Origin of the sequence: Microcystis panniformis FACHB-1757, assembly GCF_001264245.1 — a bacterium.
GTDB lineage: Bacteria > Cyanobacteriota > Cyanobacteriia > Cyanobacteriales > Microcystaceae > Microcystis > Microcystis panniformis.
The window spans coordinates 2388323-2404244 of sequence record NZ_CP011339.1 but is presented as its reverse complement, the minus strand read 5'-3'; the positions used below and the strand labels follow the sequence as shown (position 1 = coordinate 2404244).

The following is a 15922-nucleotide window of genomic DNA, read 5'->3' as shown; positions in this document are numbered from 1 at the left end:
TCGGATAGGAAATCTACGGTTTCAGCGATAGGTTATCGTCCGAATGCTTCGCCTCAAGTCAATGATAGGTGGTGCGTTACGACGGATTGTTAGCTTCAAGTCAAAGCGGAAATTTTGGCCGTCTAACGCACCCTACTGGACTAGGTAATAGGTGTAGGGGTAATTCATGAATTACCCCTACAATCGGCCACGTTTTTCTGGATGTTGTTAAATTTTCTCTTGACAAAAGCCTCTTGACATGATACTATATTCATAATGGAAAATCCGTGCGCCTACAGACCCTAGTTTTCAAGAATTTTCAAGGTCTAGTTTATTCGCCATAATGGGTTTTAGTACGATGAATATAGATTAACTTCTGTTCATCATTAATGGTGTAAAGTATTCTATCTTGATAACTTAAGCGAATTGAGTAGAAACCCGTTAAATCTCCTACTAATTTTTTGCCACTATAGGGAGAAATACTCAGGGTATCTTGGATAATTGACTTCAGTTTCTTCTTAAGTTTAGGGGTTAGCTTATCAACATCTTTTTTAGCTTCTTTGGTAAATCTGACTTCATAAACCATTAATCAATGTCTCCCAACACTTCCTCAAGAGAATAGGTTTCATTTTCATTAATTTGCTGTAGAGATAGTTGTAAGCTTTCTCTTAAGTCGGGAATAGATAGTAATTCGATGGTTTCTTGTAAACTTTCATAGTTTTTTTGGGAAATCAAAATTACAGAATCTTCCTGATTCTCAATGGCATAAATTTTGTTATCTTCTGTAACCGATTTAACGAGACTGGGTAAATCGGTTTGAGCATCGGCGATTTTAATTTTTTTGATCATAATTAATCCTTTTTTTGATGATGAAATAATAAAAATTATTGTAGGGATTTAACAATCTCACCTAATCACACTCCAGACAGCATCCTCCTATAATTATCCATCATTGTAGTTCATCAGTGACTAATTCAATCACTGTCAATGGTGGTGGTGGGTTACTGGACTAGGTAATAGGTGTAGGGGTAATTCATGAATTACCCCTACCATAACGTTTTTCTGGATGTTGTTAAATTTTCTCTTGACAAAGGCGACTTGACAGGATACTATATTCATAATGGAAAATCCGTGCGCCTACAGACCCTCTTTTCCAACGGTCTTAACTATGATTGGTTTATTCAATCAATCTTCATCTCTAATTCACTCTTAACTAGCTCCCTAGTCATAGTTCATCATTCCAATCATTCCAATCACAGTTAAGACTGTTTTCAGGGATGAGGGGGTTTTGGTTTCAACATCTCCACCACCTCCTCAGGAAACCGTTGTCTTAATTCTGCTTCGGGTAATTGGGATAACATCCTCAGATAATTCTGATAAACGGTTTGAGTATGGGGATGATTTTCCCCTAATCTTTCCCTGAAAATATTAATCGCTTCTAGATAGAGCGGTTCTGCTTCTGAGTATCTGCCTTGACAATAAGGACAAATGTACTAAGTTATTGAGGGAAGTTGCCACATCGGGATGATTGTATCCTAAGAGTCGTTGTCTCAAATCTAATGTAACTCTATATTTTGAAATAAAATGAAAAATCCTTCTTGTGTAAAATGCTTATCGTGGGTAAGAATTTCATTTATATTCATTTGGCGCATTGTTTGCATGGATATACAATCTGTTAAGCTGTAATCCTTATCTGGACGATTTTGATATAAATCTAATCCTGATTGGAACGTCTGATGAGTTTGAGGTATAACTAAGATTTGGGGATTATTTTGTAAGCCTCTAATAACTTGTAAGGTTTTTCGTCTAACTGACATTCCATAAGCAGATAGATTGTTGAAAACTTCAATAAAGACTTCATCGGTTGTCACTATTGTTACCTGCTGGAGTTTCCTTGTCATTTCTATAGCTTTCTCATGCCAATCATCACGATTGTTAATGAGAGCAACCCAATAAAATGTGTCTGCAAATATGGTTTTCATTGCTAGGATGCTATAAACTTTAGTTTCGGCTTTGCTTAGGATTTGGGAACTCCATAAAGATAATGGTCATGTTGATTAGCAAGATCTATAGGCAACTTTTCTAAGTCGTCATTGTCTAATGGCATCTCTTCCAGAAGCTTTAATATTGCCTCCCCTACATTACTTTCAGATTTAGCATAACTAGCTTGTGCTGAAAGTAGGAAGTTCAAAGTTTCTTCTATTAAAGAATCTGGTGCTTGTTCAATCTCTTGTAATAGTCTCTCTTTAGTATTCATGGTTTTATTCCTTGCTAATCAGTTATCAGTGATTAATTCAATTATAGTCAATGATAGGTGATGGGTTACGACTAAATCTGGATGTTGTTAAATTTTCTCTTGACAAAGGCGACTTGACAGGATACTATATTCATAATGGGAAATCCGTGCGCCTACAAACCCTCTTTTCCAACGGTCTTAACTATGATTGGTTCATTCAATCAATCTTTGTCTCTAATCCACTCTTAACTAGCTCCCTAGTCATAGTCCATCATTCAATCATTCCAATCACTGTCAATGGTGGTGGTGCGTTACGACGGATTGTTAGCTTGAAGTTAAAGCGGAAATTTTGGCCGTCTAACGCACCCTACTGGACTACTGGACGAGGTAATAGGTGTACGGGTAATTCCGCAATTACTCCTACAATAACGTTTGTCTGGATGTTGTTAAATTTTCTCTTGACAAAGGCGACTTGACATGATACTATATTCATAATGGAAAATCCGTGCGCCTACAGACCCTATTTTCAAGTCTCAATAATCGCTTAGATAGCGATAATTTTTTTAAGGATTGAGAACCATGAACCATCAAAGAGAGTTTTATGTTGTCATTGAACGGGATGAGGATGGATATTATGTTGGGGAAGTTCCTCAACTTCGGGGTTGTTACAGTCAAGGGGAAACGATTGATGAATTGATGAAGAATATCAGGGAAGTGATTGAACTTTGCTTGGAAGATGACAATCCTGAAGATGTATCGGAGTTTGTTGGAATTGAAAAGGTGTCTATCTGATGCCAAAATTACCGGTAGTAACAGGTGATGAAGTTATCAAAGCTTTAACGAGAATAGGGTTTCAATCTATCCGACAAAAAGGAAGTCATCTGCGCTTAAAACATGAAGATGGAAGAGTTGTCACCGTACCAGTTCATCGGGGGAAAACTGTCGGAAAAGGATTACTCTTAAAAATTTTACGCGATGCTGAACTGACACAAGAAGAATTTATTCGTCTGCTGTAATTTCAATCTTGATTTAAGCTTAATGTCCCCGTTTGTCTGGATGTTGTTAAATTTTCTCTTGACAAAGGCGACTTGACAGGATACTATATTCATAATGGAGAATCCGTGCGCCTACAGACCCTCTTTTCCAACGGTCTTAACTATGATTGGTTCATTCAATCAATCTTCATCTCTAATCCACTCTTAACTAGCTCCCTAGTCATAGTCCATCATTCAATCATTCCAATCATAGTTAAGACAGCATCCCCCTATAATTCCGATAAACGGTTTGGGTATGGGAATGATTTTCCCCTAATCCTTCCCTGAAAATATTAATCGCTTCTAGATGGAGAGGTTCCGCTTCTGTGTACCTGACCTGAAAATAGTACAATAGTACAATAGTGCTAAATTGTTGAGAGATACTAATTTTCATAACTAAGATTGGGAATATTTTGAAAATGCTTAATGTTAGCTGTAATCAGAGTATAATCGCAATAAATAGCAGTCGCAGCAATAAACAAATCAATCGGGGTAATTAGTTGTCCTTTTATTCTAAGATTAACGTATATTTGAGTAGCTATATCACTAATTTCACGATCATAACCAATTACTTCACTGACTTCTACAAGACGTTCAAATTGTTGTTGTTGATTTCGTGCATCTTTATACAATAAACCACTTTTAATCTCGTAATAGGTAAAGATTGAAAACGATATATAAGTATAGTGTTGTCGATAGATGCGGAATTGTTCAATTACTGCGGGATTGCCTCGTAAAAAATAAGAGAGGATATTGGTATCAAGTAATGCTTGTTTCATAAGTCATTTATCCGTTTTAAATCGAGTTGACGATTAGCTTCTGCTTCTTCGACAATCTCTTGCATAGTATTTTCTATATCTGCTGCCATACCAGCAAATTCCATAAAGTCAACGTCTGGATGTTTTGTTTTTATAGATTGGACAAAATGCAGGATTTCCGGCAGCAGAGAAATGGGAGTTGTTTCAATTTCTTTAATAAGTTCTTCTTTGAGTGTCATAGCTTTATCAGTTATCAGTGAGCAGTGAGCAGTGGTTAATTCAATCATAGTCAATGATAGGTGATGGGTTACGACTAAATCTGGATGTTGTTAAATTTTCTCTTGACAAAGGCGACTTGACAGGATACTATATTCATAATGGAAAATCCGTGCGCCTACAGACCCTCTTTTCCAACAGTCTTAACTATGATTGGTTCATTCAATCAATCTTCATCTTTAATTCACTCTTAACTAGCTCCCTAGTCATAGTTCATCATTCCAATCATTCCAATCACTGTCAATGGTGGTGGGTTACTGGACTAGGTAATAGGTGTAGGGGTAATTCATGAATTACCCCTACAATAACGTTTGTCTGGATGTTGTCAAATTTTCTCTTGACAAAGGCGACTTGACAGGATACTATATTCATAATAGAAAATCCGTGCGCCTACAAACCCCCTTTTCCAACGGTCTTAACTATGATTGGTTCATTCAATCAATCTTCATCTTTAATTCACTCTTAACTAGCTCCCTAGTCATAGTTCATCATTCAACATTCCAATCACAGTTAATGGTGGTGGGTTACTGGACTAGGTAATAGGTGTAGGGGTAATTCATGAATTACCCCTACAATAACGTTTGTCTGGATGTTGTCAAATTTTCTCTTGACAAAGGCGACTTGACATGATATTATATTCATAATGGAAAATCCGTGCGCCTACGAACCCTATTTTCCAACGCTCTTAACTATGATTGGTTCATTCAATCAATCTTCATCTCTAATCCACTCTTAACTAGGTTCCTAGTCATAGTTCATCATTCAACATTCCAATCACAGTTAAGACTGTTTTCAGGGATGAGGGGGTTTTGGTTTCAACATCTCCACCACCTCATCGGGAAACCGTTGTCTTAATTCTGCTTCGGGTAATTGGGATAACATCCTCAGATAATTCTGATAAAAGGTTTGGGTATGGGGATGATTTTTCCCTAATCCTTGGGTAGCAATATTAATCGCTTCTAGATAGAGAGGTTCCGCTTCTGTGTACCTGCCTTGGGATTGGTACAAGTATGCTAAATTGTTGAGGGAAGTTGCCACAAGGGGATGATTGTCTCCTAAGAGTTGTTTTCTCAAATCTAATGCTTCTAGATAGAGAGGTTCTGCTTCTGTGTACCTGCCTTGGGATTGGTACAATAGTGCTAAATTGTTGAGGGAATTTGCCACATGGGGATGATTGTCTCCTAAGAGTCGTTTTAACAAATCTAATGCTTCTAGATAGAGAGGTTCTGCTTCTGTGTACCTGCCTTGGGATTGGTACAAGTATGCTAAATTGTTGAGGGAAGTTGCCACATCGGGATGATTGTCTCCTAAGAGTCGTTTTGTCAAATCTAATGCTTCTAGATAGAGAGGTTCTGCTTCTGTGTACCTGCCTTGGGAATAGTACAATGCTGCTAAATTGTTGAGGGAAAGTGCCACATCGGGATGATTGTCTCCTAAGAGTTGTTTTCTCAAATCTAATGCTTCTAGATAGAGAGGTTCCGCTTCTGTGTACCTGCCTTGGGATTGGTACAAGTGTGCTAAATTGTTGAGGGAAGCTGCCACATGGGGATGATTGTCTCCTAAGAGTTGTTTATACAAATCTAATGCTTCTAGATAGAGAGGTTCTGCTTCTGTGTACCTGCCTTGGGAATAGTACAATGCTGCTAAATTGTTGAGGGAAAGTGCCACATCGGGATGATTGTCTCCTAAGAGTCGTTTACACAAATCTAAAGCTTCTAGAAGGAGAGGTTCCGCTTCTGTGTACCTGCCTTGGTAATCGTACAATGCTGCTAAATTGTTGAGGGAAGCTGCCACATGGGGATGATTGTCTCCTAAGAGTCGTTTTCTCAAATCTAAAGCTTCTAGATAGAGAGGTTCTGCTTCTGTGTACCTGCCTTGGGAATAGTACAATGCTGCTAAATTGTTGAGGGAAGTTGCCACATGGGGATGATTGTCTCCTAAGTGGGTTCGAGTTGCGGTTAAACAAGCTTGATAGTAGGGTTCAGCAATAGCATACAATCCTTGTCCTTGATAATAACGAGCTAAACCCGTATAGGACCAAAATAAATCCTCATCAGCGATATATTGGGGATATTCCCCGACAGATGCTTGTAGATGGAGAAGGAAAGGTTTAAATTCTTCAACGATTTCTACAGTGGGATTCTGGGGCATTTCTGCCGATTTTTTGGCCATAATCTCACAATAACGGCGTTTTGCGGGTTCTGCGTGGGGTGATGCTTCTAACTTATCCCGAAAGTAGCGACGCAACAGGGGATGAATTTCATACCAACCATCACGATTATCCTGAACTAAACTCAGGTGAACTAAACTATCGGTTAACCATTCCTCCACTGTATCCCCATCTTCATCGGGAAATAAATCCAGAATCATTCCCTTGGGAAAGGGCGCAAGAGCGAATAAACTGAGATAAAGTGCCAAAATTTGCGCTTCTGGTTCGCTATGCAACTCCTCCCAACTGAGATTAAAGGCAGCTTTTAACCCTCTTTCCGCAGTCATTTCCCCATGAAACTTGGGATTTTTGTCTAAAATTGGCTCATCTAAGCCGTTTTCGGCTAATTTCTCCCGTATTTTGCTGATTTTCCAATCCTGTCGCCGTACCAGCAGCCTTGCCACCAATTCTAACGCCAAGGGTAAATAACCCAAATCCTGACATAATAATTTAGCTGCCTCGATTTGTGTGTCAATTCTGTTATCTACAAGGTAGGAACGCAATAAATCAAGTGCATCTTTTTCTTTTAATACTTCTACCCGAAAAGTCGCAATTGTCGCTGATAAATATTCCTTGCGAGTGGTAATTAAAACCTGAAAGCGTTTGTCTTCTTGCGGTGGTAAATAATCCCTAATTTGCTGATAATCCCGCACATCATCAAAAATAATTAGGACATTTCCCGCTAACCAGTTTTGCCAACAATAACGAATTTTTACGTCTAATTCTCCCTCGTCTGGTAAAGTTAATTTGAGATGTACCCGCGCAAAATCTAAAATAGAAGTACCGATAAAACCGCCGTCACTTTCTGCCACATTTAACCAACATATACCCCCCGGATAGGCTTTTTCCCGCCATTGTTGCCAGCCAAACTGTCGGGCTAGTTCGGTTTTACCTATGCCTCCCATTCCCGTTAAGGTAGATATAGCAAGCTTTTGGGATTTTTGTAATTGAGTTTTTAATTCAATTAATTCCTGATCTCTACCAACAAATTTAGGGATATTACTATTAGATAAATTGTGAGGATGTTGTTTAACCTGTTCCTGAACAGGCGGCTGCAGTCAGAAAGTATTGCCAATGAATGTATTACCTTGAAAAAGATTCTTTATGGAATCAGGTAATTTTTGATTATTGATAAAGCTGGCTTGTTGAGATTGAGATTTAAGGGTATTATTAACCAATTCTTTAAGGGAAGGTTCCGCTTCTATCGCTTTAACCAACTCGGTCATAATTTGGCTTAATTCGGGACTGGTTTTAGCAACAGATTCCACCTCTAGAATTGCCTGTCCATAATCTAAAGGTTGTTCGGGTGCTTTTTCAATTGCGGTGACAGTATCCGGAGAAACTTGTTTCAGGGAAGTGAGAAATTTTTCTGTTTGTTGCCAAACTTTCTCTCCCACTTTTTCACCAGTTTTCTCTAACGCTTTAGTGGCAATAAGTACCTAGGCAAAATTATTTACACATGACGATCATTGCCCCGTAAGGGTTTTAGCTCGATCGGGCAGGTAATTAATTTTGCATGACTACTTAATCGAACCAACTGCGATCGCTGCTCCTGTAAGAGGGTCCATAGATAAAATCGGGGTGATGAGGGTTAACTTATTTATCGGGTTTTTGGGGGGTTAAGTTGCCAACAATATAAACAACTCTTACCCCCATCATAGAACTTGTAATTTCATTTAGGCGGGTACTTCAATTTTACCCTGTCCAGCTAATCCAAAAGCGGCGTGAACCACTTGTAGGGACCTGACTCCATCTTCCTGATTCACCACACAACTGATTTTTATATCAGAAGTAGCAATCATCAAAATATTAATTTTCTCCTTTGCTAAAGCTTCAAAAAAGCGTGCTGCTACCCCCGGTTGTCCTTCCATTCCCGAACCAACAATGCTCACTTTCGCCACATCATTATTAACCACTACTTCCTGTAAACCCAAACTTTCCGATAGTTCTAAGAGGATTTTTTGGGCGGAATTAGCATCAGCTTGGGGTAAAGTAAAAGCGATATCTCGTCGGGGAATACCATCGACAATGCGACAGCGTTGGGATTGAATAATCATATCAACACTGACATTTTTTGCCGCTAAAACCGAGAAAATTCTCGCCGCCATCCCGGGGCGATCGGGGACGTTACGAATGGCCATTTGGGCCTGATTATTATCTAGGGCCACTCCCCTGACTGGGACTAAATTTTTAGGGATTTCGCGATTAGCAACTTTAGCAGAATACTCCACTTGAAAAGCATCACAAAGGACTTTAATTGCTTTTTCTCCGTCCGCTTCATCGATGACACAACTGACTTTTACTTCAGAAGTGGAGATCATTTCGATATTAATTGCCGCTGCGGCCAAAGTGCTAAATATTTGGGCGGCAATTCCCGGCCGGCCGATCATACCAGCGCCGGTAATGGCGATTTTAGCAGCCCCGGATTCGATGATCACTTCCGCTTCCTCTGTATTAGTGGGATGGGAACGTAAAACCGGCGCGATCGCTTCGGCCACGGATTGGGCTTTTTTTAAGGCATTTCCCATCACCGTAAAGGCGATATCGTTGCTGTCACCCTCGTGAATCGATTGAATAATTAAATCCACGTCCACCTGTTGATGGGCAATTTCCCCGAATAAACGGGCAGCGATACCCGGACGATCCGGAACCCGTAAAAGGGCGATTTTCGCCTGATTGCCCTCAAATTCCACCGCATCCACTGCTTTTGTCAATTCCAATCCTTGCAGGGTGCGCGGTTTCGGTGCCGGGGATGTCACCCAAGTCCCCGGCTCCTCTGTCCAACTGGAGCGGACAACCAAGGGAACCCCGAAGTTTTTGGCGATTTCCACCGCTCGCGGGTGGAGAACTTTCGCCCCTAAACTGGCTAATTCGAGCATCTCATCGCAGGTAATTTCGTCCAAAAGACGCGCTTCGGGGACTAAACGGGGGTCAGTGGTGAGAATACCGGGTACATCGGTGTAAATTTCGCAAAAATCGGCTTTTAAGGCGGCCGCTAGGGCCACGGCCGAGGTATCGGAACCACCGCGCCCTAGGGTGGTAATCTCTAGTTGATCACTATCGCTGACACCTTGAAAACCGGCGACCACAACTACTTTACCCTCCGATAGATGACGGGAAAGGCGATCGGTTTTAATTTCTAAAATACGGGCGCGACTATGTTCGGATTCCGTGACAATTCCCACTTGAGCGCCGGTTAGGGAGATGGCCGGTTGTCCGATTTCCTCTAGGGCCATACTCATCAAGGCGATTGTTACCTGTTCCCCCGTGGATAATAACATATCCATCTCCCGGCGCGAGGGTTCGGCGGCGATTTGTTTGGCTAAATTGACCAATCCATCGGTGGTTTTCCCCATGGCAGAAACGACCACCACCACGGTGTTTCCTGCTATTACCGTATTTTTGACCCGTTGAGCGACCGATTGAATGCGTTCCACGGAACCTACCGATGTACCACCGTATTTTTGGACAATTACAGCCATAGTTGTCAGCACTAGAGACTTTCTATACTTTGTTCAATCTCCAACTTATCAAACTTCCTTAACGATAAGTGGTTTTGGTTAACATTCCTTATGTTTTATCAAATGCCGACTATCCAAATTAATCCTTAAGACTGCAGCGGAGAAGGGAGCGCCAGAGCTAGGTTGAGGTAGTCCGAGCATTTGTACTAAAATACCCCTACTCAGTTTAAATCCAGTACACTTATGCTATTAATAATATTTTGGCTCTCTTAGGTTTGGTGGGTATTATGAAAGATATTTTAATGTTAGATACAGTAACAATTATCAATTCTGATCCCCCCGCCTATCGGCACCCCCCTTAAGTAGTCATGCAAAATAAATTTTCTAGTGAAGACAGGCAAGAGGCAATAGGCAAGAGGCAAAAGCTTTATCGAAATGTGTAATTAATTTTGCTTAGGTACTTATCAAGGGGGGCAGGGGGGATCGAGCCTAAAATCCATTTTTAATTTAATTATAACCAGCTACTTAGATACAGTAAAAATTATCAATTCTGATCCCCCCGCCTATCGGCACCCCCCTTATCAAGGGGGGCAGGGGGGATCGAATCTTTAAGGGCAGCAAATAGATAATTAGCTAAAGTTACTCCATCTACTCCTAATTCTGTCCTTTCTTGGGCTGCTAAAATGCCGGCTTGAGCGTGTAAATAAGCCGCTAATGCGGTTGCTTCCGGGGGATTATCCGGCATTTGGGTTAAGAATCCGCCGATTAATCCTGTTAGGACATCACCACTACCACCTCGCGCTAAAGCGGAGCTACTTTCGGGGATTATATACATTTTACCTTCCGGGGAGGCGATTATAGTTCTGGCTCCTTTTAATAAGATAATTGCACCACTTTGTTGAGATGCTTCTTGAGTAATATTAATCCTATCTTGAGAATCTGATAAGTTAGGAAATAAGCGTTTAAATTCTCCCCAATGAGGCGTTAAAATTGTCTTATTCTGGCGAGATGATAATTTTTCTATACCCAATTGAGCCAAAATATTTAAAGCATCGGCATCGAGTATAATCGGCTTATCACTATCTAAAACCTGTTCGATAATAGCGGGATTTTCTGTGGTTAATCCAGGACCACAGGCGAGGACATGATAATTATTTAATTCTAGGGGAAGTTCGGCAATAGCTCCCGTGGCAGTTTCGGGACAATCGATAATTAATGCTTCTGGTAAATGACTAATTAATAAAGATTTAAGGGCAGCAGGAACAGCAATAGAAAGCATTCCCACACCACTACCTCGCGCTCCTAATCCGGCGAGAATTGCCCCCCCTGCATAACGACGAGAACCACAGATAATTAATAAATGTCCCTGCTGATATTTATGGGTAAGGAGAGGACGGGGTAAAGGTAAATAAGGGCGAATTAGAGCGGGATTAACCCTCAGAATTGGGGGTGAATCTTGTAAAATTGTTTCTAGGTCAAGGGGACTAATTCCTATGTCAATTAACTCCACTTTGCCTAGATAGGGTAAGGCCAAATCTTGGAAAAAAGCTCGCTTCCAGAGTCCCAAACAAAAGGTATGAGTGGCTTTAATTGCCGTGCCTAAAACCTCTCCGGTGTCGGTGTGAATTCCCGAAGCAATATCGATACTAATTATCGGTTTTTGCCAACCATTAATTTTATCGACTAATTGGGCAATATCTGCCGATAAAGTCCTTTCTAAACCAAAACCGAAAAGACCATCGATAATTAACTGACAATCCTCCAAAGATTCTAAAGTTTTCTGAAAAATTAAGCCCAAATGCTTGACATAATTCGCCTGTTGTGCTGTTAAATCCTTGAGTTTGGCGATCGGACAAAAAAGAGATACTTGATAACCAGCGAGATGTAATTCTCTAGCAATCACGAGAGCGTCGCCGCCATTATGACCAGGGCCAACGATAACACCGATTTTGGGGAAATCAGCCAAAGAATAGGACTTTTTAAACTTTTGTGCCGTTAACAGGGCTGCCTTTTCCATCAAAGCAGCCACAGGCATACCGGAGGCAAAAATCGCCCCTTCAATGCGACGCATCTGCTCGCTATTAACCACGTTGGAGCGATAATTGTAGCTCATTCGAGGGATAAATTGCCTGTTAACAGGTCTAGATCACTTTTTTTCGGATTACGTTCACCTGATTATCGATTACAAGCCTGACATCGCTTTATCCAAGTTAATTGCTAACCTTAAAACAGTTAGTAAGCTGTCAAGCATTTAAATTGCTTGTTGAGACGGGGCAAGAGGCAAGAGGCAATAGTAAAGGGATTGGGGGAAATTCAGCTAATCTAAGGATAGGCGGTTAAGATGCGTCTTAGCTTAGTCGCTTAATTAGGGTTTGCGGCAAAAAGTTTTTCGTGGGGGCCGGGTGTGGGGTGTGGGGTGTAGGGTTTTACCCATTTTCAGACGGTCAATTACCTAATTTTCAGGGAAAAAGTCCCAGAATTTTCGCCCCGATCACTCTCAGCTGGCACTTTTTGAGGACAAAAAAGTCTAAAAGTCTTATCCAACAAGGTTTTTAGATTTATTCAGCCAACCCTAATTACTAAATTATTTTATCATAAAGAGAAATCCTCTCTCAGGTAAGAGCGGTAGTATGGCTTACTCGACACAGCAGTTAATTGAAATCCTCGAGCGAGAAATGCACGCCACTTGCAAAGGGGAACGTCTGTTACTCTCCCCGGCGGAGCGCATTGATAATCCGGTGATTGCCAAGGCGATCAATCTAGAAAAGGCGGGCAAAGTCTTCGCCTATCAGGATTTTCGCCGCCAAGTTCACGATTATCAACAACAATATCAGGTTTCGGGCATTATCTGGCGTGTTTGTCAATGGGGCGATCGCACTCTCCGTTATCCCGAAATTCATAATCAATTAGTTGCCGTGGCGGGTGACAAGGAAATTCTCATGGCTGCCAAAGCCTCGGTTTTAGAGTTTTGGAACAGTATCACCCCTAATATGAATTTTTGGTGGGCGCTTAACTCCCGTCGTCCCATTTCTGCCGATTCTCTAGCCGAATTAGTCGCCCAGTCCGAATGGGCGGAATTAGATGTGGCGCGCACAGAATTATATCTCGGTCTCTGTTGGGGTAATCCTTTAGAACACCAGTATCAATGGGCGCAACCCTTTTCCGGTTGTCATCGTATTATCGCCGCCGTCGATGAACCTAGTTCGATTAAGGTATAAAGGCGATTGATGTCTTGGGGTGTGGGGGTGTGGGGTGTGGGGTGTGGGGTGTGGGGTGTGGGGTGAATAAAGCTGCCTTCTGCCTTCTGCCTTCTGCCTTCTGCCTTCTGCCTTCTGCCTTCTGCCTTCTGCCTTCTGCCTTCTGCCTTCTGCCTCCTATTGTAAAGTTTTGTTAATTTTTCTGGGATTAGGGCGTTTTGTAAAAATAGATACAGAATTGTATGTTATATATATTAGTGGGTGATTAAAAAAGTTCGAAACACTATTTGCAGCTCGGAGGAAATGATTATGTCCACAGAACAACAAGCTCGCGCCTTAATGATGCGTCACCACCACGCCGTCAAAAATCGTCAACAATCGATGTTAGGGAGAAGTGCTTCTGAAATCGGTATTGACAATGACAATGGCTACGGGGAAACCGTTCAACGTCGCTTCTCGGCCGACTTTTCTTCACAAACTTACGATCGCTCTGGTGTTACTCTCAGTTAGGGTCTGAGATTTCGCCAAAGTATCAGCTTTCAATCTTAGAATTAAGTGAACAATCAGCCCACACAAACCGAGATCGGAAGGTGTGGGCTTTCGGTTTTTAGAGATAGGGGTCAGTCCTGGGCCGATTACGGGGTTTCATCGGGATTTATGCCTAATTGCCGTAATTGCGCCGCTAAACGTTCCGCACGTTGACGTTCGCTTTCAGCCTGTTGATAGGCTGCCTGGGCGCGTTGACGTTCGATTTCAGCATTCTGACGTTCGATTTCGGCTAATTCCGCAGGTAGGAGAATTAAATTGCCGTCTAGGTCATAAAAACGTAGCCAAGGGGCTTCTTCTCGTTGGATGCTGCCCATCCAGACTCCTAACCATAATCCCAAACGTTGACACCATAACCAACCGCGCTGGTCGGGAATAATTTCTTGATAGCATTGATTTGGGTCTAAAGTCCAACCTTGCAGGGAAGTGGCATCAAAGGGATTATAAACGAAGTATTGGGAACAGCGAAAAGTCCGCTCATAGAGGTTTTTTTTGGTAGTTAAATCGATTTTTGCGGTGCTTTCTGACATTAATTCCACGATCACATCGGGATAACGTCCGTTTTCGTTCCAAACCACCCATCCTTGTCGTTTATAACTACCATCGATATCGAGGACAACGAAAAAATCGGGGCCACGAAAATCTTTATTAAAAACCCGCTCACGGCTAAAGTAAATAAACATATTACCGCCAACAAAAAAGTCTTCTCGATCCTGATAGGCTTGTTCGATAGAATCGATTAAGACATTCATGGCCTTGCGGTGACGGTGCGTTTCCAAAGGTTCTCCATCATCAAAAATCAAGTCTTCCGGGGGAATGGGTGGTTCTTGCCAATCGATAACTGGAGGAGTGAGGGGTTGAGTCATCGGGGTTACGTCCGGGATAGAGATGGTTTTATTTTATTTGCAAGACGAGGCGATATTTAGGTTGTCCGGTTCGCAATTTTTCCATGGCTTCATTCACCTGGGAGATAGGATAGGTTTCTGTCACCGGTTCAATGCCATGGCGAGAGGCAAATTCGATCATTTTATTAATGGTACTGGGACTACCCAAAGGACTGCCAGAAATCGATTTTTGACCCATAATCAAGGGAAAAGCATAGGTAGCCATGGGTTCAAGAACAGCCCCAACAATGTGCAGACGACCTTTGGGACGTAAACAGGCGATATAAAGACCCCAATCGAGATTAACGTTAACGGTAGAGATGATGAAATCGAAGTAATTTTGTACCGATTGCAAGGCTTCGGGGTCTCTGGAATTGATAAAATGAGTCGCACCTAGTTCTTTTGCTTCTGTTTCTTTGTCGGGACTGCTAGAAAAAGCGGTTACTTCGCAGCCCCAAGCTTTGAGGAATTTTAAGGCTATATGGCCCAATCCACCAATACCAATGACACCAACTCGGTCCGTGGGTTTAATATCAAATTGAACAATCGGATTAAAGACGGTAATGCCACCACAAAAAAGCGGGCCAGCTTTGGCCGCATCTAACTGGTCCGGTAAGGGAACTAACCAACTATGATGGGCCCGGACTCTTTCAGCAAAACCACCATGGCGACCGACGATAGTTCCTTCAGCAGTAGCACAAAGGTTTTGATCCCCTGACATACAGGTTTCACAGATGGAACAGGAACGGGAAAACCAACCAAGACCGACTCTTTGCCCTAATTTTAACTCTTTGACTTTAGCACCAAGAGCGGCGATCGTACCGACCACCTCATGACCGGGGACAAAGGGATAGGTGGTCAGTCCCCAATCGTTATCGAGCATACTTAGGTCACTGTGGCAGATGCCGCAATATTCCACCGCGATTTCTACATCTTCATCCGCTAATATACCCGGATCGTAGTCAAAAGGCTCTAGTTTTCCCCCTTTTTCTCGGGCAGCATAGGCTCTAATCATGATTAAGTCCTCTAGGATCGGTTTATTGGTTATCTTATCCTAAATTGCTCTGAGTATGGCTTGCACTAAATCCTGTTTACAAGGTATAGAGGAGTGGGAAGTGGAGAGAAGGGAACGGATTTGATCCTACCAGCGATCGCCAAATAGTCCCAAGGGTGATTTTTTGATGCTATACTTTGCACGGCTACAACTTGCATTTTTTACTCAAGGACAATAATATAGTTTAAGAGTCATAATTAGGCTCTTCGGTTTGTGTTATGCAATGGATGGGGGTTATAAGGGATGGAACCCTTATAGAGAAAGGCATTTAGCGATTTTTGTCAATTG

General features: G+C 41.8%; 22 protein-coding genes and 1 pseudogene. 5 read left to right on the top strand and 18 right to left on the bottom strand.

The genetic code is table 11. The annotated features are described in order from the left end of the window. Nucleotides 1-310 precede the first annotated feature (310 nt). The 7 genes and pseudogenes from VL20_RS11535 to VL20_RS32595 all read right to left on the bottom strand — a co-directional run bounded on the left by VL20_RS11535 (nucleotide 311) and on the right by VL20_RS32595 (nucleotide 2708). Entirely contained in the window at nucleotides 311-565 is a 255-nt protein-coding gene (locus tag VL20_RS11535; protein ID WP_052276585.1) for a type II toxin-antitoxin system RelE family toxin, read from the bottom strand. After that, on the bottom strand, nucleotides 565-828 hold the full coding sequence (locus VL20_RS11530; RefSeq protein ID WP_002756068.1) for a type II toxin-antitoxin system Phd/YefM family antitoxin: 264 nt from the start codon (nucleotides 826-828) through the stop codon (nucleotides 565-567). The genes VL20_RS11535 and VL20_RS11530 overlap by 1 nt, the downstream gene beginning before the upstream one ends. A 135-nt stretch (nucleotides 829-963) precedes the next feature. Further along, a complete protein-coding gene (locus VL20_RS32605; RefSeq protein WP_272079517.1) occupies nucleotides 964-1098 on the bottom strand; it encodes a hypothetical protein in 135 nt (44 codons plus the stop codon). A gap of 314 nt (nucleotides 1099-1412) precedes the next feature. Next, nucleotides 1413-1469, bottom strand: a pseudogene (locus VL20_RS32600) (hypothetical protein); the annotation flags it as partial. Nucleotides 1470-1535: 66 nt separating this feature from the next. Next, nucleotides 1536-1961, bottom strand: a complete 426-nt coding sequence (locus VL20_RS11520) for a type II toxin-antitoxin system VapC family toxin (RefSeq protein WP_002756072.1) — start codon at nucleotides 1959-1961, stop codon at nucleotides 1536-1538. Between the two features lie 35 nt (nucleotides 1962-1996). Next, nucleotides 1997-2236: a hypothetical protein gene (locus VL20_RS11515; RefSeq protein WP_002735146.1), complete on the bottom strand. Its 240-nt coding sequence runs from the start codon at nucleotides 2234-2236 to the stop codon at nucleotides 1997-1999. Between the two features lie 346 nt (nucleotides 2237-2582). Next, on the bottom strand, nucleotides 2583-2708 hold the full coding sequence (locus VL20_RS32595; RefSeq protein ID WP_284526107.1) for a hypothetical protein: 126 nt from the start codon (nucleotides 2706-2708) through the stop codon (nucleotides 2583-2585). Between the two features lie 86 nt (nucleotides 2709-2794). Between VL20_RS32595 and VL20_RS11505 the strand changes: the two genes are divergently transcribed. Together VL20_RS11505 and VL20_RS11500 are read left to right on the top strand one after the other, a co-directional pair. Then, a complete protein-coding gene (locus VL20_RS11505; RefSeq protein WP_002749012.1) occupies nucleotides 2795-3007 on the top strand; it encodes a type II toxin-antitoxin system HicB family antitoxin in 213 nt (70 codons plus the stop codon). Further along, entirely contained in the window at nucleotides 3007-3231 is a 225-nt protein-coding gene (locus tag VL20_RS11500) for a type II toxin-antitoxin system HicA family toxin (protein WP_002748708.1), read from the top strand. The genes VL20_RS11505 and VL20_RS11500 overlap by 1 nt, the downstream gene beginning before the upstream one ends. A 232-nt stretch (nucleotides 3232-3463) precedes the next feature. Here the strand turns inward: VL20_RS11500 and VL20_RS11495 are convergent, their stop codons facing one another. The 9 genes from VL20_RS11495 to VL20_RS11465 form a co-directional block, all read right to left on the bottom strand. Beyond that, nucleotides 3464-3643 carry a tetratricopeptide repeat protein gene (locus tag VL20_RS11495; protein WP_052276583.1) on the bottom strand — a complete coding sequence of 60 codons (180 nt, stop codon included), beginning with the start codon at nucleotides 3641-3643 and terminating at the stop codon, nucleotides 3464-3466. Beyond that, nucleotides 3633-4028: a type II toxin-antitoxin system VapC family toxin gene (locus tag VL20_RS11490; protein WP_052276582.1), complete on the bottom strand. Its 396-nt coding sequence runs from the start codon at nucleotides 4026-4028 to the stop codon at nucleotides 3633-3635. Before VL20_RS11490 ends, VL20_RS11495 begins: the two co-directional genes overlap by 11 nt. Beyond that, complete coding sequence (locus tag VL20_RS11485; protein ID WP_002780223.1) at nucleotides 4025-4246, bottom strand: hypothetical protein; 222 nt, start codon at nucleotides 4244-4246, stop codon at nucleotides 4025-4027. The genes VL20_RS11490 and VL20_RS11485 overlap by 4 nt, the downstream gene beginning before the upstream one ends. Before the next feature lie 277 nt (nucleotides 4247-4523). After that, a complete protein-coding gene (locus VL20_RS32590) occupies nucleotides 4524-4655 on the bottom strand; it encodes a hypothetical protein (protein WP_284525853.1) in 132 nt (43 codons plus the stop codon). A 138-nt stretch (nucleotides 4656-4793) separates the two neighbouring features. Continuing rightward, a complete protein-coding gene (locus VL20_RS32585) occupies nucleotides 4794-4925 on the bottom strand; it encodes a hypothetical protein (protein WP_284525852.1) in 132 nt (43 codons plus the stop codon). Between the two features lie 150 nt (nucleotides 4926-5075). After that, the gene (locus tag VL20_RS11480; RefSeq protein ID WP_284526169.1) at nucleotides 5076-7415 is read right to left on the bottom strand and encodes a tetratricopeptide repeat protein; all 2340 of its coding nucleotides are present in this window, start codon (nucleotides 7413-7415) and stop codon (nucleotides 5076-5078) included. A 135-nt stretch (nucleotides 7416-7550) separates the two neighbouring features. Next, nucleotides 7551-7889, bottom strand: a complete 339-nt coding sequence (locus tag VL20_RS11475; RefSeq protein ID WP_284526106.1) for a hypothetical protein — start codon at nucleotides 7887-7889, stop codon at nucleotides 7551-7553. 279 nt (nucleotides 7890-8168) lie between these two features. After that, nucleotides 8169-9974: an aspartate kinase gene (locus tag VL20_RS11470; protein ID WP_052276579.1), complete on the bottom strand. Its 1806-nt coding sequence runs from the start codon at nucleotides 9972-9974 to the stop codon at nucleotides 8169-8171. A gap of 523 nt (nucleotides 9975-10497) precedes the next feature. After that, on the bottom strand, nucleotides 10498-12066 hold the full coding sequence (locus VL20_RS11465) for a bifunctional ADP-dependent NAD(P)H-hydrate dehydratase/NAD(P)H-hydrate epimerase (protein ID WP_052276578.1): 1569 nt from the start codon (nucleotides 12064-12066) through the stop codon (nucleotides 10498-10500). Between VL20_RS11465 and VL20_RS33765 the strand changes: the two genes are divergently transcribed. From VL20_RS33765 to VL20_RS11455, 3 genes are all read left to right on the top strand, one after another. After that, nucleotides 12065-12208, top strand: coding sequence for a transposase (locus VL20_RS33765; protein ID WP_323131939.1), 144 nt, complete (start codon nucleotides 12065-12067; stop codon nucleotides 12206-12208). The genes VL20_RS11465 and VL20_RS33765 overlap by 2 nt on opposite strands. 375 nt (nucleotides 12209-12583) lie before the next feature. Continuing rightward, nucleotides 12584-13171 carry a hypothetical protein gene (locus tag VL20_RS11460; RefSeq protein ID WP_052276577.1) on the top strand — a complete coding sequence of 196 codons (588 nt, stop codon included), beginning with the start codon at nucleotides 12584-12586 and terminating at the stop codon, nucleotides 13169-13171. 288 nt (nucleotides 13172-13459) lie between these two features. After that, nucleotides 13460-13660, top strand: a complete 201-nt coding sequence (locus VL20_RS11455; RefSeq protein ID WP_002758764.1) for a glutamine synthetase inactivation factor IF7A — start codon at nucleotides 13460-13462, stop codon at nucleotides 13658-13660. A 125-nt stretch (nucleotides 13661-13785) separates the two neighbouring features. On the opposite strand, the gene VL20_RS11450 is transcribed toward VL20_RS11455, so the two are convergent. Both VL20_RS11450 and ahr read right to left on the bottom strand, forming a co-directional pair. Next, nucleotides 13786-14562 carry a Uma2 family endonuclease gene (locus VL20_RS11450; protein WP_052276576.1) on the bottom strand — a complete coding sequence of 259 codons (777 nt, stop codon included), beginning with the start codon at nucleotides 14560-14562 and terminating at the stop codon, nucleotides 13786-13788. Between the two features lie 28 nt (nucleotides 14563-14590). After that, nucleotides 14591-15595 carry an NADPH-dependent aldehyde reductase Ahr gene (gene ahr, locus VL20_RS11445; RefSeq protein WP_052276575.1) on the bottom strand — a complete coding sequence of 335 codons (1005 nt, stop codon included), beginning with the start codon at nucleotides 15593-15595 and terminating at the stop codon, nucleotides 14591-14593. Nucleotides 15596-15922 lie beyond the last annotated feature (327 nt).